The organism is Shewanella goraebulensis, assembly GCF_030252245.1.
Classification (GTDB): Bacteria; Pseudomonadota; Gammaproteobacteria; order Enterobacterales; family Shewanellaceae; genus Shewanella; species Shewanella goraebulensis.
On record NZ_CP126972.1, the window covers coordinates 988,249 to 1,009,892 of the forward strand.

Annotated in this window: 19 protein-coding genes; 15 read left to right on the forward strand and 4 right to left on the reverse strand. The window is 41.2% G+C overall.

The annotated features are described in order from the left end of the window. Positions 1-103: 103 nt before the first annotated feature. Both QPX86_RS04085 and QPX86_RS04090 read left to right on the forward strand, forming a co-directional pair. A complete protein-coding gene (locus QPX86_RS04085; RefSeq protein ID WP_220753456.1) occupies positions 104-1,891 on the forward strand; it encodes an ABCB family ABC transporter ATP-binding protein/permease in 1,788 nt (595 codons plus the stop codon). Positions 1,892-2,029: 138 nt separating this feature from the next. Further along, the gene (locus QPX86_RS04090; RefSeq protein WP_153912714.1) at positions 2,030-2,278 is read left to right on the forward strand and encodes a hypothetical protein; all 249 of its coding nucleotides are present in this window, start codon (positions 2,030-2,032) and stop codon (positions 2,276-2,278) included. Positions 2,279-2,811: 533 nt separating this feature from the next. Here the strand turns inward: QPX86_RS04090 and QPX86_RS04095 are convergent. Beyond that, positions 2,812-4,293 carry an FMN-binding glutamate synthase family protein gene (locus QPX86_RS04095; protein ID WP_285164327.1) on the reverse strand — a complete coding sequence of 494 codons (1,482 nt, stop codon included), beginning with the start codon at positions 4,291-4,293 and terminating at the stop codon, positions 2,812-2,814. 265 nt (positions 4,294-4,558) lie between these two features. Here QPX86_RS04095 and QPX86_RS04100 point away from each other — a divergent pair, with 265 nt between their 5' ends. From QPX86_RS04100 to QPX86_RS04125, 6 genes are all read left to right on the forward strand, one after another. Beyond that, a complete protein-coding gene (locus QPX86_RS04100) occupies positions 4,559-5,143 on the forward strand; it encodes a DUF5610 domain-containing protein (RefSeq protein WP_220753458.1) in 585 nt (194 codons plus the stop codon). A 40-nt stretch (positions 5,144-5,183) separates the two neighbouring features. Beyond that, positions 5,184-5,933: a ferredoxin--NADP reductase gene (locus QPX86_RS04105; RefSeq protein WP_220753459.1), complete on the forward strand. Its 750-nt coding sequence runs from the start codon at positions 5,184-5,186 to the stop codon at positions 5,931-5,933. Positions 5,934-6,157: 224 nt separating this feature from the next. Further along, complete coding sequence (locus QPX86_RS04110) at positions 6,158-7,177, forward strand: Fe(3+) ABC transporter substrate-binding protein (protein ID WP_285164330.1); 1,020 nt, start codon at positions 6,158-6,160, stop codon at positions 7,175-7,177. 53 nt (positions 7,178-7,230) lie between these two features. After that, complete coding sequence (locus QPX86_RS04115) at positions 7,231-8,862, forward strand: ABC transporter permease (RefSeq protein ID WP_220753461.1); 1,632 nt, start codon at positions 7,231-7,233, stop codon at positions 8,860-8,862. Position 8,863: 1 nt separating this feature from the next. Next, positions 8,864-9,892: an ABC transporter ATP-binding protein gene (locus QPX86_RS04120; RefSeq protein ID WP_220753462.1), complete on the forward strand. Its 1,029-nt coding sequence runs from the start codon at positions 8,864-8,866 to the stop codon at positions 9,890-9,892. 108 nt (positions 9,893-10,000) lie between these two features. After that, positions 10,001-10,939 (forward strand): Dyp-type peroxidase, encoded by a 939-nt coding sequence (locus tag QPX86_RS04125; RefSeq protein WP_220753463.1) that lies wholly within the window; start codon positions 10,001-10,003, stop codon positions 10,937-10,939. A gap of 140 nt (positions 10,940-11,079) precedes the next feature. Here QPX86_RS04125 and argR read toward each other — a convergent pair whose 3' ends face one another. Continuing rightward, complete coding sequence (gene argR, locus QPX86_RS04130; protein ID WP_153912722.1) at positions 11,080-11,550, reverse strand: transcriptional regulator ArgR; 471 nt, start codon at positions 11,548-11,550, stop codon at positions 11,080-11,082. A gap of 317 nt (positions 11,551-11,867) precedes the next feature. Between argR and mdh the strand changes: the two genes are divergently transcribed. Then, positions 11,868-12,803, forward strand: coding sequence for a malate dehydrogenase (mdh, locus tag QPX86_RS04135; RefSeq protein ID WP_220753464.1), 936 nt, complete (start codon positions 11,868-11,870; stop codon positions 12,801-12,803). A gap of 84 nt (positions 12,804-12,887) precedes the next feature. Here mdh and QPX86_RS04140 read toward each other — a convergent pair whose 3' ends face one another. Both QPX86_RS04140 and QPX86_RS04145 read right to left on the reverse strand, forming a co-directional pair. After that, positions 12,888-13,652, reverse strand: a complete 765-nt coding sequence (locus QPX86_RS04140) for an SDR family NAD(P)-dependent oxidoreductase (protein ID WP_285164337.1) — start codon at positions 13,650-13,652, stop codon at positions 12,888-12,890. 33 nt (positions 13,653-13,685) lie between these two features. Next, positions 13,686-14,075 carry a thiol-disulfide oxidoreductase DCC family protein gene (locus tag QPX86_RS04145; protein ID WP_220753466.1) on the reverse strand — a complete coding sequence of 130 codons (390 nt, stop codon included), beginning with the start codon at positions 14,073-14,075 and terminating at the stop codon, positions 13,686-13,688. A 142-nt stretch (positions 14,076-14,217) separates the two neighbouring features. On the opposite strand from QPX86_RS04145, the gene QPX86_RS04150 reads away from it, so the two are divergent. The 6 genes from QPX86_RS04150 (at position 14,218) to folM (ending at position 21,593) form a co-directional block, all read left to right on the forward strand. Continuing rightward, on the forward strand, positions 14,218-15,303 hold the full coding sequence (locus QPX86_RS04150) for an efflux RND transporter periplasmic adaptor subunit (protein ID WP_285164339.1): 1,086 nt from the start codon (positions 14,218-14,220) through the stop codon (positions 15,301-15,303). Position 15,304: 1 nt separating this feature from the next. Further along, positions 15,305-16,405: an efflux RND transporter periplasmic adaptor subunit gene (locus QPX86_RS04155; RefSeq protein WP_285164341.1), complete on the forward strand. Its 1,101-nt coding sequence runs from the start codon at positions 15,305-15,307 to the stop codon at positions 16,403-16,405. Between the two features lie 76 nt (positions 16,406-16,481). Continuing rightward, complete coding sequence (locus QPX86_RS04160) at positions 16,482-19,550, forward strand: efflux RND transporter permease subunit (protein WP_220753469.1); 3,069 nt, start codon at positions 16,482-16,484, stop codon at positions 19,548-19,550. Between the two features lie 130 nt (positions 19,551-19,680). Further along, positions 19,681-20,037, forward strand: coding sequence for a dihydroneopterin triphosphate 2'-epimerase (folX, locus tag QPX86_RS04165; protein ID WP_153912748.1), 357 nt, complete (start codon positions 19,681-19,683; stop codon positions 20,035-20,037). A 70-nt stretch (positions 20,038-20,107) separates the two neighbouring features. Further along, positions 20,108-20,752: a GTP cyclohydrolase I FolE gene (gene folE, locus QPX86_RS04170; RefSeq protein ID WP_285164343.1), complete on the forward strand. Its 645-nt coding sequence runs from the start codon at positions 20,108-20,110 to the stop codon at positions 20,750-20,752. Positions 20,753-20,867: 115 nt separating this feature from the next. Further along, entirely contained in the window at positions 20,868-21,593 is a 726-nt protein-coding gene (gene folM, locus QPX86_RS04175) for a dihydromonapterin reductase (protein ID WP_220753471.1), read from the forward strand. The last annotated feature ends 51 nt before the right edge of the window (positions 21,594-21,644 follow it).

Sequence of the window (21,644 nt, forward strand, 5' to 3'; positions counted from 1 at the left end):
ACCTCAGTGAAAAAGTGTTAACTTAATGTTGATGTGATGATTGTAAATAAGGCTTCTTGGCTATTTTGTTGAAGTGAATATAATTTTTAATTGGTGGAAATAAATGAGACCGTCGGCGTATTTTGATGGACCAGTAGGTAAGCTGAACTGGAAAGTCGTGAGATTATTGTGGCCTTACCTATTCGAGTTCAAAGGTCGTATTGCATTGGCCATGTTATGCCTAATTGTCGCCAAGCTTGCCAGCGTAGGTTTACCATTCATCTTAAAGGATTTAGTCGATAGCTTAGATGGGCAAAAGACGGCTGCGTTAGTTGGAGTTCCTGTTGCATTAGTTATCGCCTATGGCTCAGTCAGATTTCTAAATGTCATTATCGGAGAGATAAGGGATACGCTGTTTGGACGTGTTACTGAACGCGCAATAAGGCGATTAGGCTTGGCGGTTTTTGAGCATTTACATCGCTTGGATCTCGACTTTCATTTAGACCGCAGAACCGGTGGCTTATCAAGAGACATTGAACGTGGCACCAGCGGCATCAGTTTTTTGATGCGTTTTATGGTGTTCAATATCGTACCAACCTTACTCGAAATCAGTTTAGTTATTATTATTTTCTTTTTTAATTATGGTATCGGCTTTGCTCTAATCACACTAGTTGCCGTAGTGGCTTATATTGGCTACTCAGTAGTGGCAACAGAGTGGCGAACAGGGTTTGTTCGTGATGCTGCTAATGCAGACTCTTTATCAAATACCCGTGCAGTAGATAGCTTACTAAACTATGAGACCGTTAAATATTTTAATAATGAACTTTATGAATCAGAGCGTTATGACTCTGCGCTAGATCAATGGGAAGTGGCTAAACGCAAAAATCGTCTGTCTCTATTTGCTTTGAATGCAGGTCAAGCGCTGATTATCGCCATAGCGATGACGTCAATGATGTGGCTGGCGGCCTACGAGGTTACTGAGGCTAATATGACTTTAGGTGACTTTGTATTGATTAATGCGTTTATGATGCAGTTATTTATCCCACTTAACTTCCTCGGTTTTGTTTATCGCGAAATTCGTGGTGCTTTGGCTAATATTGAGCGCATGTTTGGTTTATTGGATAAAGTGCCAGCCATTCAAGATACGCCGCATGCATCGGATGTGGTGCCAACAAAAGGCGAGTTATCTTTTAATCATGTTTGCTTTAATTACGATGAAAGACCGATATTAAAAGATGTCAGTTTTACCATTCCAGCTAGGCAAAAAGTGGCTGTTGTGGGGGAAAGCGGTGCAGGTAAATCAACCTTAATTAAATTGCTGTTTCGATTTTATGATGTTGACAGTGGTACAGTGACAATTGATGGGCAAGATATTAAACAGCTAACTCAACAAGCATTAAGGAAATCTATTGCTATTGTGCCGCAAGATACTGTGCTTTTTAACGACACCATTTATAACAATATTCTTTATGGCAGGCCTTCAGCAAGCGTTGATGAGCTCAAAGAAGCTGTTAAATTAGCTAACTTAACCGACTTTATTGAATCTTTACCTAATCAATGGGAAACCAAAGTGGGTGAGCGCGGGTTAAAATTATCTGGTGGGGAGAAGCAAAGGGTATCCATTGCTCGAGCTATTTTAAAATCAGCACCCATTCTAGTATTTGATGAAGCGACGTCCTCATTGGACAGTAAATCGGAACAAGCCATTTTGACGGCATTGAAAGAAGCTGAAAAAGGACATACTAGTCTCGTGGTTGCCCACCGTTTATCGACCATTATTGATGCAGATAAAATTGTGGTTTTGAGCCAAGGGAAAATTGCGGAACAAGGCACGCATCAGGGCTTATTAGACCAAAATGGCGTGTATGCAAAACTGTGGCGAATCCAAAATGAGCAAACAATCACACTTTGAAGTGCTGCTTGTAGATGTTTTCTCTCTTTGATAGTGCAGTTTTTGTGTATAATTAACTTTAATTGCCTGGAAAGGATTGAGATCGTTTAGGTAAATAGGAAATTATCAGGTAATTAAGCCTAAATATGGAGGTCGTTAGTGCAAAACATTTCTTTAATAGCAGCCTTAGAGGGTACACAACATAAAGTGACCACAGATTGGTTTGCAATTATGGCTACGCTTGAGAAGCGAGAAATGAATCAAGATGAACTACAGTCTGTCTATGATGAATTATGCGCAGGTTTGATTGTAACTACCCGTGGGCTAACACTTGCAAAAATAAACGATAACGAAAGCGAAGACAGTTTATTGAAAGCAGACGATAGCGCGGCAGATATTTTGGTGTAACTTTCTTTGGATAAGCCGTCCCTGTAATGGAGATATCCAATGATTCTAATGTGACTCAAAAGACACATAAAAAAAGCAATCAGATGATTGCTTTTTTGTTACCTAAAAATCGGATTGATATACGCTTACCGTATGTGTAAAGATATTTTTTGAGAATATCTATCTTGTGTTTATCTATTTTTAGACCAGCTATTGCAGACCATTGTAATCATCGAAGTACTACTAACATCTTCAATCAATCGGGTGATTTTCCCTTGCTCAAAGCACACCTTTTCACCTTCAATCTCAGAAAGTTTTTCGCAGTTACTGCACGTTAGTGACATTGATTTATGACTCCCGCTGGATGTCATAATCGAATTTTCAGTTTTCAAAGTAAGCCCCTAAATGTGCTCTGTGTCACAATTTTACACCTATTATAAAAATAGTCCAAAGTAATCGCTTGTCAATACATTAGCAATTGGTCTAATAGTTTTTACTAATTTAACTATTTACTCTAAAATTATTCTTGCCTGTAAGCGGTTTATTTCGCTTAATTAATACTGTCGATAAAATTTATCTAACGAGATAGAAATACCGCTTTCTGTAACAATTCTTGCGTGATGGCGAGTTAATTGTCTTGGTTCACTGACACCGCATGAGTGAGCAATAATTTTTAAATCATGATGAAGTGAACGATTATAGTTGGCGACTCTTGCTGATTTATTACGCGGGTCTAATCCTTGTTGTAGATGCTTGTTATGGGTGGTAATACCTGTAGGGCAGGTGTCTTTATTGCATTGCAGTGCTTGGATACAGCCTAGCGCAAACATATTCCCGCGGGCTGATGCGATAAAATCAGCGCCTGTGGCTAATGCCCATGCGACTTGAGAAGGTAAAACCATCTTGCCGCTAGCAATAACTTTGATCCTTTGCTTTAAGGCTTTTTGTCTCAGTAGGTTAATGACAATCGGTAAGCTTTCTTTAATTGGTAAGCCCACATGATCCATCAAGGCTTGTGGCGCAGCGCCAGTACCTCCCTCCGCACTGTCTAGAGTAAAAAAGTCAGGAGCATGTTCAACTCCCCGCTGATTAATCTCTTCACATAAATCAATTAACCATTGCTCGTCACCTAACACAGCTTTAATTCCAGTGGGTTTTCCTGTTACTGCTCGGACATGATTTATCATATCGAGGATATCTGCCACATTGTTAAACTCAGCATGGCCATTAGGGCTAATAGAGTCTTGCCCAACTGGAATACCGCGGATCGCAGCAATCTCTTTTGTTACTTTAACCCCAGGTAAAATACCTCCCTTACCGGGTTTAGCGCCTTGGCTGAGCTTTATTTCAAACATCTTCACATTGTCATGAGCCGCAACTGCTTTTAACTTTTCATCGTCTAACTTGCCATTTTTATCTCGAACACCATATTTAGCAGTACCTATTTGAAACACTAAATCACAATCGCCCTTTAAGTGATGCTCACTTAATCCACCTTCACCAGTGTTTAGCCAGCAACCCGCTTGTGCAGCACCGTGCGACAAGGCGGTGACAGCAGGGCGAGATAAAGCCCCAAAGCTCATGGCTGAAATATGGCAAACAGTTGATGTTTGATATGGAGTTTCGCACTCTGCACCGATAGTGACTGTTTTGTCGCTATGTTGATCTGAATCGTATTTGGGAAAGGCTGCATTCAAAAACATCACTGTGCCAGTTTTATCGTGCGCTTGAGTTGAGCCGAAAGAAATGGTGCGATCGATATTTTTAGCTGCACGATATATCCAGCTACGTTCAGCGCGATTAAAGGGCAGCTCTTCTCTGTCTTGAGCAAAGAAGTATTGTCTAAAAAATTCGCCTTGCTTTTCGAACAGGTATCGAAAACGGCCAATCACAGGGTAGTTATGACGAATTGCTTGTTTAGTTTGAAGTTTATCGGCGATATACATATAAATAATTACAATAACACCAAACGCAATACAGGCTAAGAATAATCCTGTAAAAATTTCTAAACCGACAATAAACCAATGTGGTTGCATTTTTGTTCCTTAAAAATGTTCCTTGGGCCTTTATCGCAACCCGTATTTATTAGTGATTGATAGTAGCTAAATTGTTTACTTCTTGACTATCATTATTATGGATGAACCCATGCGCTTGTTCTAGGTCATTTAAGGCATGTGTTATGTGTGCAAATATATTCGACCTAAACTTTATGCTTTAAATTTAGGGTTTAACTTTAGGTCTGAAGATTATGGTCGATAACTAAGTTATCCTCAATTGTACATACTTTAACCGGAGCTGATGATGGAGTTATATAACCCAACGCAATTAAATGCCAAAGCAAATAATCGTCAACAATTAACTGATGATACCTCTGCTGATAAAAGTGCTTCATCCCAGCAAACTGATAAAGTTTCAATTAGCCAAGTGAGCAGAGAGCTTAAAAATAGCAGTATTTTGGCGGCACAAGAACAAGTCAGTATCGCAGCAGGCGATCAATCTATGGCGTTATTATATCGTGCAGCCATAGATGCAATTAATGTTGAACTTGCGCCTTCAATGGGTGAAAACGCCATACAGAAAGCAGCTGAGAGTGATGTGGATTATTCGCCAGAAGCAACGGCAGAGCGTATAGTCAGTTTTGCGACTAACTTTTTTTCAGTGCATCAGCAACAAAATAGCCAAATGGAATTTACTGAGCAATTAGATAGCTTTATGGAGAAGATTTCAGGTGCGATAGATCAAGGCTTTAAAGAAGCAAGCGAGATACTATCGGGGTTAAAGGTGCTTGAAGGAGACATTGCTGCAGGAGTTGAGCAAACTTATAGCTTGATACAAGCTGGGCTTGAAGCCTTTAAAGAAAATACAACTCCGCCGCAAGCAGACTGAGCACAGTGAATTTATGCATCTAAGATTGAAGGAATAGCTTATGTGGACAACGGGTACCGTCATTGAACGTATTGAATGGAATGAGAAGTTATTCTCGCTGCGCATCAAAGCCGATGTTGAACCATTTATTGCTGGACAGTTTATTAAATTAAGCCAGATCCGAGATGAAAAGCGTATTGCGCGCGCCTACTCTGTTGTTAATCCACCGGGTAAAGATTATGTCGAAGTGCTAGCTGTGGCTGTGGAAGACGGTCAGTTATCGCCTGATCTGCAAGCGCTTAACATTGGCGATAGCATTGAAGTAAGTACAAAAGCTGCAGGCTTTATGACACTAGATGAAATCCCTACTGGGGCGCTACAAGGCCCGCATTTATGGTTTCTAGCGACAGGAACTGCTGTTGGTCCTTTTATCTCAATGATGGAAACTGAAGAGCCATGGCAGCGATTTGATAAAGTAGTGTTGGTATATGGAGTTAGGTTGATTGAAGATTTGGCATATTTACCAGAATTAACCGCGCTACAAGAAAAGTTTCCCACCCAATTTGTGTTTATTCCTTCAGTGACCCGTGAAAGTTATGACGGTGGCCTTTCATGCCGTATTCCTGATGGATTGCAAAGTGGTATTCTTGAGCAAACAGCAGGCGTTGCATTAAATCCAGAAAACTCACAAGTTATGATTTGTGGTAATCCCGGTATGATTACTGATGCGCAAACGGCATTAAATGAGAAGGGGTTAGTTAAAAATTTACGTCGTGCACCAGGTCAAATTACCGTAGAGAAATATTGGTAGCCATCTTTAAAAAGCTGTACGGAATAGAAACTGTACAGCTTTTAACATCATAATCACCGTAAACCTTTCTAAATAACCTAGGTTGTAGACATAAACAACACTTGCTCCTTAAGCAGTGATCTATTATCCTTTCCGCAATTGATAATTATTATCATTTCCATAAGCAATTACTTAACCAATCTGTTCAATATTATTAAGTAATGCCAAGCCAAGGAGAATTTGGAATGAAATCGTTTAAAAGTCTAGCATTGTTAGGTTTAGCTACTGTGTCATCAATGGGTTCAATCGCTGCAACAGCCGCTGATGATCTTACTGTTTATTCATACCGACAAGCTTTTCTTGTTGAGCCGATTTTAGAGCAATTCACCAAAGATACTGGTATCAAAGTCAATGTGGTATTTGCTAAAGACGGTATAGCAGAACGTATTGCTCGTGAAGGTCGTCTTTCACCTGCTGATGTGGTTCTCACATCGGATTTTTCTCGCTTAATGGAACTGGTTGATAAAAATCTTGTTGTTGATGTTAATAGCGACACTCTCAATAATAATATTCCTGAGCAATATCGTTCGCCTGAAAATGACTGGTATGCTCTGACTATGCGTGTTCGTAACGTTTACTCTTCTAAAGATCGTGTAGGTAAGCTTGACTTAAGCTATGAAGATTTAGCGTCAGAAGAGTACAAAGGTAAAATCTGTACTCGTAGCTTCAAGCACCCTTATAATATCGCATTAGTTGCTTCTATGATTGCTCACCATGGTGAAGCTGAAACGAAAACATGGCTTGAAGGTGTAAAAGCTAATTTAGCACGCAAGCCACAAGGTAATGACCGCGCTCAAGTTAAAGCTGTTAAAGAAGGCCTATGTGATGTTGCTATTGGTAACAGCTACTACTTCGGTAAAATGATGACAGATCCTAAGCAAAAAAGCTGGGCTGAAGCGGTATACATTAACTTCCCTAATCAGAAAAATCGTGGCTCTCACATCAATGTTTCAGGAATGGCATTAGCTAAGTTTGCACCAAACAAAGATAATGCGATAAAATTAATGGAATTTTTATCGTCTGATGTAGCTCAAAAATCTTACGCAGAAGTTAACATGGAATATCCAGTTAAAGCGGATGTAACACCTTCTGACATGGTAGCTTCATGGGGAGACTTCAAAGCTGATAGTCTGCCAATCTTCAAGCTAGCAGAAAACCATCAAGCTGCAGTGAAGTTACTTGATGAAGTAAAATTTGATCTGTAAGGATGCTTTATCTCGCCCCATGGTAGTCATGGGGCACTGACTGGAAAGTATTTATGATCTTAGGCTTAACCAGAAGCTGGTCGCTCGCTGGTTATGCGATTGCGGTAATATTAATATTGCCGCTTTTTGCACTTTTAGTACAAGCTACACTACCTGACGAAGCTGTTTTTAGTCATCTAATTGATACCGTTTTACCTACCTATATCAGTAACAGCTTGTTGCTGATGTTGCAGGTCTGTCTCGGTTCTTTGGTTATTGCTGTTCCTGCAGCATGGTTGGTGGCAAGGTGTGATTTCCCTGGCCGCCGCTATTTCCAATGGGCGCTGTTACTGCCTTTGGCCATGCCAGCCTATATTGTTGCTTATGTTTATACTGACATGCTCGATTATGCAGGGCCTGTGCAGCGCTTTTTAAGACAAGCATTTAGTTGGACTTCCCCTCAAGATTACTATTTCCCTGATATTCGTAGTTTAAGCGGCGCAGCAGTCATGCTGTCCTTGGTATTATTTCCTTATATTTATTTGTTGGCCCGTACTGCTTTTATGGAGCAATCCTCAAGCTTATTACATGCCTCACGTATTATGGGTTGTAGCCCATGGCAAAGCTTTTGGCGTCTAGGTTTACCTATGGCAAGGCCTGCTTTGGCTGTTGGGATGGCATTGGTAGCAATGGAAACCGCTGCCGACTTTGCTACTGTGAGTTACTTTGCCGTACCGACTTTAACTACCGCTGTATATGACACTTGGCTTGGATATGGAAGTTTGTCCGCAGCAGCTAAACTCTCAGCCATCATGTTATTAGTGATTTTCGCTATGGTTGGCTTCGAGCGTTTCGCTCGCCGCAAACAAGAGTTATTTCAAAAGCAATCACGTTTAACTGAATCTGATCGTTATCACTTATCAGGCTTTAAAGCATGGTTATCATTTGGCTATTGCAGCTTGCTCATTGTGCTAGCTTTTTTACTGCCGTTTACTGTGCTTGCGGGTTATGCCGTCGACTACTTCGACGAGAGTTGGAATAGCCGCTTCTGGCAATACAGCTTTAATAGCTTATACATTGCAGCTGTGGTGAGTTTTATTTGTGTTGTGCTGGCATTAGTGATGATGTTTATCAGGCGTGTTAGTCCGCGTAAAAGTGACATCTTACCTTCAAGGTTGAGCAGTACTGGTTACGCAATACCTGGCACAGTTTTAGCCATTGGGGTGTTAGTGCCGCTAACCTATTTGGATTTCGCTATTAACGATATCTATGACTACTTTGATGCTCGTGGTCCAGGCTTGCTATTTACCGGTAGTGTCTTTGCACTGATTTTTGCTTTTTGTGTCCGTTTTGTCGCGATTTCAATTGGCAGTATTGAAAACAGTTATAAGCGTATTTCGCCTTCACTAGATATGGCGAGCATTACCATGGGACAAAAACCAAGACAGTTATTATGGCGAGTTCATTTACCTTTATTGCGTAAAGGTATTTTTGCTGGTGCGCTGTTAGTGTTCATTGAAAGTATGAAAGAGCTGCCAGCAGCACTATTATTACGTCCAATTGGTTTTGAAAACCTTGCAACCCATGTCTTCCAATTCGTTTCAGATGAGCAACTTGAACATGGCGCGCTCGCGGCAATTGTGATTGTTCTTGTTGGACTTATCCCGTTGATTTATCTTAACCGTTCTTTGGAGCAAGAGAGCTAATATGTCCACATTGACCATTAAAAATGTAAAAAGTGACTACCAAGAACAGGTGATTCTTAATGGGTTAAACCTGACGTTAGAGCAAGGTGAAATAGTAGCTCTGTTAGGCCCTAGTGGCTGCGGTAAAACCACTTTGCTTCGTGCAATTGCCGGTCTACAAGCGATCAGTGAAGGTAGTATAGCGATTAATGGTCAAACGCTTAGTGCTGATGACGTATTCGTACCAAGTGAAAAACGTGGCATAGGGATGATTTTCCAAGACTACGCTTTATTTCCTCATTTAACCGTAAGTGACAATATTTTATTTGGCGTTAAAGGTTTAACGGATAAAGAGCGCTGTGAGCGTCTTGATGATATGTTGCAATTGGTAAAACTTGAAGGACTTGGTAAACGTTACCCACACGAGTTATCGGGGGGGCAGCAGCAAAGGGTATCTATTGCTCGTGCACTGGCTTACCAACCTGAGTTGTTATTGCTTGATGAACCATTTTCTAATATCGACTCGCAAGTGCGCAGTGAAATGATGTTAGAAATCAGACAAATTCTCAAACAGCGCAATGTTAGTGCGGTTTTTGTAACGCACAGCAAAGATGAAGCCTTTGTGTTTGCCGATAAATTGGCACTCTTTAAACAAGGTGGCATTGTTCAACATGGTTTAGCTGAAGAGTTATATGGTGAGCCCAATGAACGTTATGTGGCTGAGTTTTTGGGTGAAGGTAACTACATTACGGTAACGATTAAAAGTACGACACAGATATCCTCAGTTTTAGGGTTAATTGAAAGCACTACAGTCCTTAATCATCCTCTTAATAGTCAAGGTGAGTTGTTATTAAGACCACAACAGATTGACTTACAACCTGCCGCTCAAGGACATGGCGAAATTGTTGAGCGTCGTTTTCTGGGTACAATTTGTCATTATTGGGTTAAAGTAGGGTTACAAACGCTCGAAGTGAGAAGTCAATTAACGACGTTGACACTTGGCCAAAAAGTTAACCTATCAGTATCGGCGCATCCGTTAGTGATATTTTAGTGATTTAAGTCAAAGTTGGTTAATAATTGCTTAGAGCGTAAGGAATAATTTGCTTAATTACCTTACACTATTTTAATCTTATTATTGTTAAAGGTGATTGATTCCAAAATGGAAACACAGAATATGCCTCGTGAACAGTTAGGAGTTTGTGCTGAAGGGAATTTGCATAGCGTCTACTTGATGTTCAATGTAAATGACGGCGTTGAAGCCCAACTACGCCCTTGTTTAGCCAATGTTGCTCAATATATTTATGAGCTATCAGATCAATATGCAGACAGTGCTTTTAATGGCTTCGTCGCAATAGGTGCTAACTATTGGGACACCATTTTTGGCGACCAACGTCCTGCGCAACTTCGTCCTTTTCCTGCTATGAGTGAAGGTAATCGTGACGCGCCAGCGATAGAATATGATTTGTTTATGCATATTCGCTGTGATCGTTATGACATCTTACATTTGGTTGCCAACGAAATCAGCCAAATGTTTGAAGGTTTAGTTGAGTTAATCGAAGAAGAACGCGGTTTTAGATTTATGGACAGCCGTGATTTAACCGGCTTTGTCGATGGCACAGAAAACCCGAAAGGGCGTAGCCGTCAAGATGTTGCTTTAGTGGCAGATGAGGATATCTCATTTAAAGGTGGTAGTTATGTTCATGTGCAAAAATATGCGCATAACTTAAGTAAATGGAACCGTCTACCGCAGAAGAAGCAAGAAGATATTATCGGTCGTACTAAGCAAGATGATATTGAATATGCATCAGAAGATAAGCCATTAACCAGCCATATCAAGCGAGTTAATCTAAAAGATGCTGATGGTAAGTCGATGGAGATTTTGCGTCAAAGTATGCCGTTTGGTTCGCTAAAAGAGCAAGGTTTGATGTTTATCTCTACTTGCAACAAGCCGACTCACTTTGAAGAAATGCTTCGTAGCATGGTACATGGTGATGGTCACGGTAATCATGATCACTTGATGCAGTTCACTAAAGCATTAACCGGTTCATCATTCTTTGCGCCATCGTTAGATTTTTTAGCGCAGTTTGCTAACGACTAATCTCATTGTAATGGCACAAGCCATCACATAAATTTGAGACATAAAAAAGCAATGCCTAGGCATTGCTTTTTTATTGGCTGATACTCGCAAACATGCAGGTATTAATTACGAAAATGGTTCATAACAGCTATTCGTAAAAGCTACTCACTATAGTTAAAAAGTGACTTAACCGTTTCAAGCGTATCATCAATAGTCTTAATGCTAGATGGACAGATGAAAATTGTGTCATCTCCGGCAATGGTACCTAAAATTCCTTCAGGCTTACCTATTGAGTCTAGCAAACGAGCGATTAACTGTGCAGCGCCCGGGCTGGTGCGAACCACTATCATAGCTTGGTTATGATCAACGTCTAACACTAAGTTTTTGACTGGGCTACCTGCAGTAGGCACACCTAACTCAGCAGGTAAACAATACACCATTTCTTGCTTGGCATTACGAGTACGAACAGCACCGAACTTGCTTAGCATACGCGAAACTTTTGATTGGTTGATATTGCCAAACCCTTCCGCCTGCAGCGCATTAACTATCTCACTTTGGCTTCCAAAGCGCTCTTCCTTTAGTATCGACTTAAACGTTCTAACGAGTTCATCCTGATTCTTGGTCGCTGGCATATTTTTTTCGTCTTATTAGTAATTTTTAAAATGAATACAATATATTCACAAAACGGGTTCATTTTGAATATATAAACAACACAAGTCAAGAAATAAGCTAAATTGGTGAATAAAAATTCACTTTACAGTGTAAGTGGGTAAATCAGTGATTATTTATATACATATCATAGAATAAGTTAATTGCTTTACTCCACTAAGGGATAATTGAAATTGTGTCGCTGATGCAGTAATGTGACGCCACAAGAAATATGATCTATGTCACAGACTGCGAATCATAAACTTAGAAGTCAAACACTAGAACGTTATTGGAGATAATTATGAAAGTAGCTGTACTTGGTGCTGCTGGCGGTATTGGCCAGGCCCTAGCTTTACTATTAAAAACTCAACTTCCAGCAGGCTCAAAGTTGTCTCTGTATGACATTGCTCCTGTTACTCCAGGTGTTGCTGTTGATTTAAGCCACATCCCAACAGACGTTGAAGTGGCTGGTTTTGCAGGTGAAGATCCAACTCCTGCACTAGTTGATGCTGATGTTGTTCTTATTTCAGCAGGTGTTGCACGTAAGCCTGGTATGGATCGTTCAGATCTTTTCAATATCAATGCTGGTATCGTACGTAACCTCATTGAAAAAGTAGCAGCAACTTGTCCTAAAGCCTTAATAGGTGTGATCACAAACCCAGTGAACACAACGGTTGCTATCGCTGCAGAAGTGCTTAAAAAAGCAGGTGTTTACGATAAGAATCGTTTATTCGGTGTGACTACACTGGATGTTATCCGCTCTGAAACTTTCATCGCAGATCTTAAAGGTCTAAACGTTGCTGACGTTAACATTAACGTTATTGGCGGCCACAGTGGTGTGACTATTCTTCCACTTCTTTCACAGGTTGAAGGCGTAAGCTTTACTGATGAAGAAGTTGCAGCACTGACTACACGCATTCAGAATGCTGGTACAGAAGTTGTTGAAGCTAAAGCGGGTGGCGGTAGTGCGACACTTTCAATGGGTCAAGCGGCATGCCGTTTCGGTCTATCTTTAGTACGCGGCCTACAAGGTGAAGCAAACGTTGTTGAATGTGCATACGTAGATGGCGGCAGCGAACATGCTGAATTCTTCGCACAGCCTGTAGTATTAGGTAAAAACGGCGTAGAAAAAGTATTAGCTTACGGTGAAGTAAGTGCTTTTGAAGCGAATGCTCGTGATGCAATGCTTGATACATTAAAAGGCGATATCAACCTAGGTGTTGAATTCGTTAAATAAACACTTGGTTTATTAACTTTAAAAGCGAAGCCTTGAGCTTCGCTTTTTTGTGCCTGCTATCTACTTGATCATCAAATTGCCAATTTACCAGTTAATCGTTTTTCCTTGCCAATCTAAAAATTCAGCTTTGCAATCAAAGACCAGTTGTTGATGAGTCTTCATTAATTGTTTAGCGACAAATCCTGCTGTGAATAATTTACCTTCAGGTACATTTGCTTGAAAAGGTTTAGATAGCTCGGTATCGGTAGTACCTGGATGAAAGGCAATGAGTTTGACGTTTTTGGCCCTGCGAGCATATTCAATCGCTGTGGTTTTAAGTAACATATTCAAGGCAGCTTTTGATGCGCGGTAGCTATACCACCCACCTAAATGGTTGTCACTAATACTGCCCACTCTGGCACTTAATACACTGATAACACAATTTTGTTTGCTATTAACCACAGTCGCTAACTGTTGCAACCACAGCATGGGTACTATGGCGTTTGAGTGAAACAAAGCCTGCATTGATTCAGGATTTATTTCTTCTAAGCGCTTTTCTGGGCTTATTGCGGTTTCATCTTCAGTATTTACAGAATGCAGTCTGCCATTGCAAATAAACACTTTGACCAAGTAGCCTTTGATTGATGATAAATTTTGGCAAACATTGGCAATGCTTTGCGCTGAATAATTACAAACCTTGTGTACGTGATTGATGTCATTGCCGTGGTTTCCGCTGAGGTTACTGTTCTCATTTTGGCTAATGGTTATGATCTGCTCTATATCAACATCCTCAATAAGTTCATCAACGATGGCATTGGCAATGCCGGAAGATGAACCAATGATTACGGCAGAATTGACGGGCTTTAGCACGAGATTATTCATACTTATTGTAATTACTCATAATTATTTTAGGTTACAACTGCCAGTTTCGCAGCGTTGTTGACCGGTTAATAAGTAAGATATTTTATACCGGTTTTTGGCAAAGCCACGATATGCCACATCGGCAAAGGGTTTAATACAAGGTAACCTCAGTAGTTGTATCCATTTATGTTTACCCGTTAATGCCCAAGCTTTGGCGGTAACGTCAAGGCCACGTAATATTTCACCTGTATTGGTTTCTGCGTGCAAAATAGAATTGGCAACTGCAAGATCGATATGAGGATACTTTTGCTCGAAGCCTTCTTGGTTTAAATCAGCAAGCTCAATTTTGTGTAGGCGGTCGTGCTTCTTAAGCTGCTGCATCTCATTGCTACACAATGGACAAGCGCTATCATAAAAAATACGTAACTCCATAGTACTGCCTCGACTTGTTTTGATTAGAAAGTATTACGCCGAATATCACAGAATGGATCTTTTATGTGTGCTTGCGCACCTATTCTGAGGTGTAATTGAGTGTTAGTATCAAACTAATTGCACACTTTTGATGGAACAAAATATGAAGAAACTCAGCCAGTTTACTTCTTTTTTATTGTTAACCTCCGCTGTTATTTCTAGCACCTTTATTAATATTGCCGTTGCCGAAGATGCCAACGAAGTCTCAAATACAGTGATCCCACGGCCAGTTAAAGTTATCCAAGTTGATGTTGGTACCGAATATCGTGAGCGTTTCTTACCCGGTGAAGTGAAAGCATCTGACAAAGCGGCATTATCTTTTAGAGTGGCTGGTGAGATTGCACAGATATTAGTGAGACCTGGAGACCCTGTTGAACCTGGCGATATTTTAGCTATTTTAGACAGTGATATATACCAGCAACAACTCGCAGTAGCGCAGGCACAGTATGAGTTGGCTAAAGTGTTATTTGAGCGAAATGAGTCACTGGTTGAACAGGGCGTGGTATCACGTAATGATTATGATCAAGCTAAAAGTGATTACACTATTGCACAAGCTGCATTAGACAAAGCCAAAACAGATGTCACTTACACTAAGCTCAGAGCGCCGTATCAAGGGGTGATATCTAAACGTAATAAGCGTGAATTTGAATTTGTACAAGCCCAAGAAGAAGTCATGGGCATTCGCACTGATTCTGCTGCAGATATTAGCTTCCAGTTACCTGAACAATTTATTGGTTTTCTGCAAAAATCGGATAAAAGTTTATCAGATATTGATAACATCGAAGTTAAATTTGATAGCCGCGATCAATGGTACCCAGCAAGGTTAAAAGAGTTAAATACTGTAGCTGACCCCACCACCAGTAGTTACACCATTATTCTGACATTACCTATGCCTAATGAGCTTAACGTTCTTCCAGGCATGTCCGCCCGGGTTAAAGTCAAACTCCCCGCTAGAACAGCTGATGCTCATCCTAAAATTCCTGCAGGTGCGGTAGTTAAAGAAAACCAGCAAGCCTATGTGTTTACTTGGTCACCTGCGGATAAACGGATCACCAAAGTACCAATCACACTGCAAGGCACAAGGATGATGACTGGTCTCAATGATGGCGACTGGCTAGTGGTGGCAGGGGCTTCAGAACTTGAAGATGGCCAAGCGGCTGTGAAATGGATTAAAGAGCGAGGCTTATAAGATGAAAGCGTTTCTGCATTGTAAATACAGCGCCATCGCAGCTGTCGGGCTTGGAATAGTTTCCTTGTCAGCTTGTGAGCGAACAATTGATATCGCTCCGACAAAAACCTTAGTAAAAACCTACACTTTACCCCATGCAAATAACGAAGTGATGCGTGAATTTAATGGAGTTGCAAGGGCGCAGGACTTAACTAATTTATCGTTTCGTGTCGAAGGTCGAATAGAGCGCATTCCTGCGACTAAAGGTAAAACCGTTAACAAAGGCGACTTATTAGCCGTACTTGAGAAACGCGACTACACCATTGCGTTAAGTGATCGCCAAGCGCGAATGGAAGTGAGCTTTAAGCAAGCGCAGCGTGGTAAGCAATTAGTTGAAAGTAAACTGATGGCGCAATCGGAGTACGATCAAATGAATGCGCAATATCTAGTTGCTAAAGCTGAAGAGCGTCAAGCGCAGTTAAATTTGCAGTATACGGAACTTAGAGCGCCATTCTCAGGCATTGTCAGCGATGTATTTCTAGAATCATTTGAGAACGTGCAACCGGGTGTATCAGTGCTTAGCATGCAAAAAGTTGAACGCATTGAAGTTGATGTACAAATTCCTGACATGCTGATTGCAGTGTCTAGAAAACATGAAGATCGTCAAGATGAGTCTTATTTGAGCGTAAGCTTTGAAGCTTTCCCTAATACCACTTTTAAAGGTCACTTATTAGAAGTTAATACCGAAAAAGATCCTACAACCTCAACATATATTGCGACTATCGCGGTGGATTTAGACCCTAAATACAAAGTGCTCGAGGGGATGCCCGCTAAAGTGACGGTGAACTTAAGTAACATGACTTACACCTACCATCGAGAGTTTTTGGTGCCTATTGAAGCTGTTGTGATGCAAGACGGCAGTGATATCGATACTCAAACAAGTGGCGTGTGGCTTTATAACGCGGCAGATAACTCTATTCAATATCAACCTGTCACCTTAGGGGTGATTGTCGGTGATGAAATCGAAGTGACAAGTGGACTTGATGATGGCCAAACCATCATTACCACTGGCGCGGCGCGGTTAGTTAAAGGTCAGCAAGTCAAATTGCTGCAGGAGGGGTAAAGATGAATCATCAATACTCACTGAGTTTAAACAATCCAAACGCCACCAGAAAAGCTGATACAAGGGAATGTGTGTAATGAATATAGCAGGCTACTTTGTAAAAAATACCGTTATCAGCTGGATGTTCACATTGATATTACTGATCGGTGGCTTAATGGCATTTACCGGTTTAGGTCAGTTAGAAGATCCACCATTTACCATTAAAGATGCTGTTGTAGTGACTTTATATCCTGGCGCAACATCTACAGAAGTAGAAGAGGAAGTGACTTATCCCATTGAAAAGGCAATTCAAGCTTTGCCTTATGTGGATTATATACGCTCGCTGAGCACCTCAGGTATGTCACAAATCACCGTGACCATGAAAAACGTATACGGCCCAGAAGAGCTACCGCAAATATGGGATGAGCTGCGCCGCAAAGTAAACGATATGTCGGCTAGTTTACCACCTGGAGTGCAAACTCCGATTGTGAATGATGACTTTGGCGACGTATACGGCATCATGTTAATGGTCAGTGGTACAGACTACAGTTACCGCGATATTCTGGATTACGTTGACTATGTTAAGCGTGAGCTTGAACTGGTGCCAGGTGTGGGCAAGGTGTCACTAGCAGGTAATCAACAAGAACAAGTGTTTGTGGAAATGTCGCTGAACAAAGCGGCCAGTTCGAACATCGATCCATCGCTTATTCAAAACTTGCTGAATTCGCAAAACATGGTGTCAGATGCCGGTAATATCCGGGTGTCTGCCGATAACTTAAAAATTCGCACCAGTGGAGGATTTAAGTCTGTCAGTGAGCTTGAAGAGCTGATTATTCCAGGTACTCAAGGTGACAAACTCATTTATTTAAAAGATGTCGCCACAGTCTCGCGCGGCTTTCAAAATATTCCCACTAATTTGCTTAAGTTTGATCAACATGATGCCATTAATATTGGTATTTCGTTTTCAACTGGCGTTAATGTGGTTGAGGTGGGTAAAGCCATCGATGCCAAGCTCGCCAGTATCGAAAGTGTCCGTCCTGCAGGAATGGTAATTGAAACCATGTACAACCAGCCTAACGAGGTGGATGCATCGGTAGGTAGCTTTGTATGGAACTTGATTGCAGCAGTGGTGATCGTGGTTGGTGTACTGCTGGTATTCATGGGCTTTAAATCAGGGATATTAATTGGGTTAATCTTATTTTTAACCTGTTTAGGCACCTTCATGTTGATGCTGCAAGCTGAAATTGAACTGCAGCGGATATCACTAGGGGCGCTGATTATTGCCCTTGGTATGCTGGTGGATAACGCCATTGTTATTGTTGAAGGCATACTTATTGGGCGGCAACGAGGACAAACTACTCTTGAGGCGGCTCAAGGTATTGTTAAGCAAACTATGTGGCCATTACTTGGCGCGACAGTTATTGCTATTACAGCTTTTGCGCCAATAGGTTTATCGCCGGATTCAACCGGTGAATTTGCAGGTTCTCTTTTCTGGGTATTGTTGTTTTCACTGTTTTTATCTTGGATTACTGCCATCACGATTACGCCGTTCTTCGCACAATTATTTTTCGGCGCAGAAGCTGAAAAGTCAGAAGGTGAGCCAAAAGATCCATATGGCGGTGCATTCTTCATGTACTACAAGGCACTGCTTGATGTCTGTATGCGCTTTCGTTGGGTTAGCGTCGTTGCTGTCGTTATTGCGTTTTGTGTGTCAATTTACGGCTTTGCATACGTTAAGCAATCTTTCTTCCCGCCATCGACAACACCGATATTCTTAGTGGATGTGTGGATGCCAGAAGGCACAGATATTCGTGAAACCCAAACGGTAGTCGAAGGCATGGAGGCTATCGCGGTTGAACTGAATAATGTTGAATATGTGGCTTCGACCATAGGTAAGGGGTTTCCGCGTTTCTTGCTGACGTATTCGCCTGAAAAAAACTATGCATCTTATGCGCAGATTTCGATTCGTACTACTGACTTTGAAACCTTAACTGATGTGATGGTGAAGTTTAGAAAAGACGTAGAGCAAAGTTATCCTCAAGCACAGCTTAAGTTTAAGCGTTTAGAGATTGGTCCATCTACCGATGCGAAAATTGAAGCCCGGATAAGTGGGGCAGATCCTGATGTACTGCGAACTATTGCGGCTCAAGTGATGGAAATCTTTAATGCTACACCAGCGACAGTCAATGTGCGCCATGACTGGCGTGAACGAGTAAAATACATTGCGCCGCGCTTTAATGAAACCCAGGCTCGTCGATTAGGTATTGTTAAAAGTGAAGTTGACGAAGCCCTTAAATTCTCTTTTACAGGCTTACAAATCGGTGTGTACCGTGAAGGTACAACATTGTTACCGATTATTGGACGCTTACCTGAAGACGAACGTATTGATATTGAATCAATGGAAAGTATTCGAATTTGGAGTCCTGCGTTAAGCGCATTTGTGCCGTTACAACAAGTGGTTGATGGCTTTGAAGTGAAATTTGAAGATCCGATTATTCAGCGACGCGATCGCAAACGTACTCTAACTGTATTTGCTGATACTGATTTTGAGTACGACATTTTGCCTGCCGAGTTATTCACCCAAATAAAGCCTCAAGTCGAAGCACTTGAATTGCCAGTAGGTTATGAGCTGCAATGGGGTGGTGAATATGAATCTTCAACCGATGCGCAAGAGTCATTGTTTGCCACTCTGCCATTAGGTTTCTTGTTCATGTTCCTTATCACCGTATTCTTGTTTAACTCAGTGAGAAAGCCTTTGGTTATATGGGCATGTGTACCGCTAGCGATTATTGGTATTACATCTGGATTGCTGATCCTTGATAAGCCATTTAGCTTTATGGCGCTGCTGGGAATGCTGAGTTTATCAGGCATGTTACTTAAAAATGGCATAGTATTACTCGATCAAATTAATACCGATATCAATGATGGTATTGAAACTTTCGAAGCGGTATTTAACTCAACGGTGAGTCGTGTAAGGCCTGTTTGTATGGCTGCTGTTACGACTATTTTAGGGGTGTTACCACTACTGACAGATGCCTTCTTTGAGTCGTTAGCTGCAGTGGTCATGTTTGGTTTAGGTGTCGCTACCATGCTGACTCTGATCATTGTGCCAGTGTTCTATATCATCTTCTTTAAAGTTAAGTATCGAAACTATAAAGAGTTTTAGTTCGCAAAATTGACGATTTATCGCTATAACTATAAGAGTCAACTGTAAAAACGTTGGCTCTTTTTTATGTGATCTAACTTGCTCATTCTCACGTATCACGTTTTGTATTCACACGAGGCTCACTATGTCTATTAGCCAAGCTATTATTAAAGTTACTAATCTTCGTTTACGCACCTTCATTGGTTTTAATCCAGACGAACGTGAAAAGCAGCAAGATGTTGTGATTAATATTGAAATCCAATATCCCGCCGACAAGTCGTTTCAAACCGATGATGTTGCCGATGCATTGAACTACAAAGTTATCACTAAAAAAGTTATTCAACATGTGGAAGAAGGGCGCTTTTTATTGCTTGAAAAGTTGGTTGCTGATGTACTGGCAATTTGTAGCGAACACCCATCAATTACCATGTCTCGAGTAACAATTGACAAACCTCATGCTTTACGTTTTGCCGACTCTGTTTCACTGTCTTTAGAGCAGCGCAAATAAGCGAAAGCCTAGTAAGCTTTCACGTAACGGTGTGGTTTTTATTTGGCACGGGTTGCCATAAGGAAAACACATGATTTCAGATGAAGCACGTAAAGTGCAGCAAGTTCTTATTGAACGAGGTCTTGAAACGCCATTGGTCGAAAACGACATGACCAATGAACAAAAAATCGAACGTATCCAAGGGCTGATGACCGAAGTTGTATCAACTCTGGGCTTAGACTTAACTGACGACAGCTTATGCGAAACACCCCACCGTATCGCTAAAATGTACGTCAATGAAATCTTCTCCGGTCTTGACTACCATCAATTCCCAAAAGTCACTCAAATAGATAATAAAATGGGTGTTGAGGAAATGGTCAAAGTTAGTGATATCAGTGTCGTCAGCACTTGTGAGCATCATTTTATTACTATCGATGGCACAGCTGATGTCGCCTACATACCGAAAAAGAAGATTATCGGGCTGTCGAAAATTAATCGCTTAGTACGCTTTTTTGCTCAAAGACCTCAAGTACAGGAGCGACTAACTCAGCAGGTATTAGTGGCATTACAAACGTTACTTGAAACCGATGACGTGGCCATCAGCATTAACGCTACTCACTACTGTGTAAAGTCTCGTGGTGTAACAGATACGCAATCCCACACCACAACCTCTGCCCTAGGTGGTTGTTTTAAAAATAACCCTGCTTCAAGAGCTGAGTTTTTCTCAAAGGCTTGATTCACTCAGCTAACTCATGAATGATGGATAACAGACACTAGGTCATTAGCCGCTGCTAATGACCTTTATTATGTGAGTTTAACTACTGGCTCAATACAAGAATAAGAGAACTCAAATGAAACAAACCATATTTATTACAGGTGTCGGAAAACGAATTGGTTATGCCTTGGCAAAGCATTTTTTAGCTCAAGGTTTTAACGTTATAGGCACGTTCAGAAGTCATTACCCATCGATAGACGAACTACTTGAGCTCGGCGCAGACTTATACCAGTGTGACTTATGCCAAGCAGATGAAATCAATGACATGCTTAGTCGCATCAAAGCTCAGCATCCACAGGTAAACTGCATCATTCATAACGCATCTGATTGGCATAATGATAAAACCAGTGCAGAGGTTACTTCTGCCGATATTATGGCACGAATGATGAACATTCATGTCAGTGCGCCTTATCAAATAAACTTGGCGTTAGCGGAGCTATTAGTTGCCTCAGCGGGTGACAGTATTGGCGACAGTAATATCATTCACATTACTGATTATGTCGCTGAAAAGGGCAGCCAGAAGCATATTGCTTACGCGGCGAGTAAAGCAGCATTACATAATATGACCTTATCATTTGCAGCCAAATTAGCTCCAGCTGTCAAAGTGAACTCCATTGCTCCAGCGATGATATTATTTAATGAAGGCGACGATGATGCCTATAAAGCCAAAGCGCTAGCTAAAGCGATATTGCCAATAGAAGCTGGCAACAGCGAGATTATCGAATTAGTAGAGTACTTATTGTCGAGCCAATATGTCACTGGTCGCAGTTATGCAGTTGATGGTGGAAGGCAGTTGAAATAGTCTCAGTAAATAGACGGTAACGGTTGAATTAAAACGTTTTATGCTTCTGTC

Excerpts from the sequence above, each read along its gene's own strand:
- QPX86_RS04085 (WP_220753456.1), top strand. The coding sequence starts at position 104 with ATGAGACCGTCGGCGTATTTTGATGGACCAGTAGGTAAGCTGAACTGG.
- QPX86_RS04095 (WP_285164327.1), bottom strand. The coding sequence starts at position 4,293 with ATGCAACCACATTGGTTTATTGTCGGTTTAGAAATTTTTACAGGATTA.
- QPX86_RS04100 (WP_220753458.1), top strand. The coding sequence starts at position 4,559 with ATGGAGTTATATAACCCAACGCAATTAAATGCCAAAGCAAATAATCGT.
- QPX86_RS04105 (WP_220753459.1), top strand. The coding sequence starts at position 5,184 with ATGTGGACAACGGGTACCGTCATTGAACGTATTGAATGGAATGAGAAG.
- QPX86_RS04110 (WP_285164330.1), top strand. The coding sequence starts at position 6,158 with ATGAAATCGTTTAAAAGTCTAGCATTGTTAGGTTTAGCTACTGTGTCA.
- QPX86_RS04115 (WP_220753461.1), top strand. The coding sequence starts at position 7,231 with ATGATCTTAGGCTTAACCAGAAGCTGGTCGCTCGCTGGTTATGCGATT.
- QPX86_RS04120 (WP_220753462.1), top strand. The coding sequence starts at position 8,864 with ATGTCCACATTGACCATTAAAAATGTAAAAAGTGACTACCAAGAACAG.
- QPX86_RS04125 (WP_220753463.1), top strand. The coding sequence starts at position 10,001 with ATGGAAACACAGAATATGCCTCGTGAACAGTTAGGAGTTTGTGCTGAA.
- argR (WP_153912722.1), bottom strand. The coding sequence starts at position 11,550 with ATGCCAGCGACCAAGAATCAGGATGAACTCGTTAGAACGTTTAAGTCG.
- mdh (WP_220753464.1), top strand. The coding sequence starts at position 11,868 with ATGAAAGTAGCTGTACTTGGTGCTGCTGGCGGTATTGGCCAGGCCCTA.
- QPX86_RS04145 (WP_220753466.1), bottom strand. The coding sequence starts at position 14,075 with ATGGAGTTACGTATTTTTTATGATAGCGCTTGTCCATTGTGTAGCAAT.
- QPX86_RS04150 (WP_285164339.1), top strand. The coding sequence starts at position 14,218 with ATGAAGAAACTCAGCCAGTTTACTTCTTTTTTATTGTTAACCTCCGCT.
- QPX86_RS04155 (WP_285164341.1), top strand. The coding sequence starts at position 15,305 with ATGAAAGCGTTTCTGCATTGTAAATACAGCGCCATCGCAGCTGTCGGG.
- QPX86_RS04160 (WP_220753469.1), top strand. The coding sequence starts at position 16,482 with ATGAATATAGCAGGCTACTTTGTAAAAAATACCGTTATCAGCTGGATG.
- folE (WP_285164343.1), top strand. The coding sequence starts at position 20,108 with ATGATTTCAGATGAAGCACGTAAAGTGCAGCAAGTTCTTATTGAACGA.
- folM (WP_220753471.1), top strand. The coding sequence starts at position 20,868 with ATGAAACAAACCATATTTATTACAGGTGTCGGAAAACGAATTGGTTAT.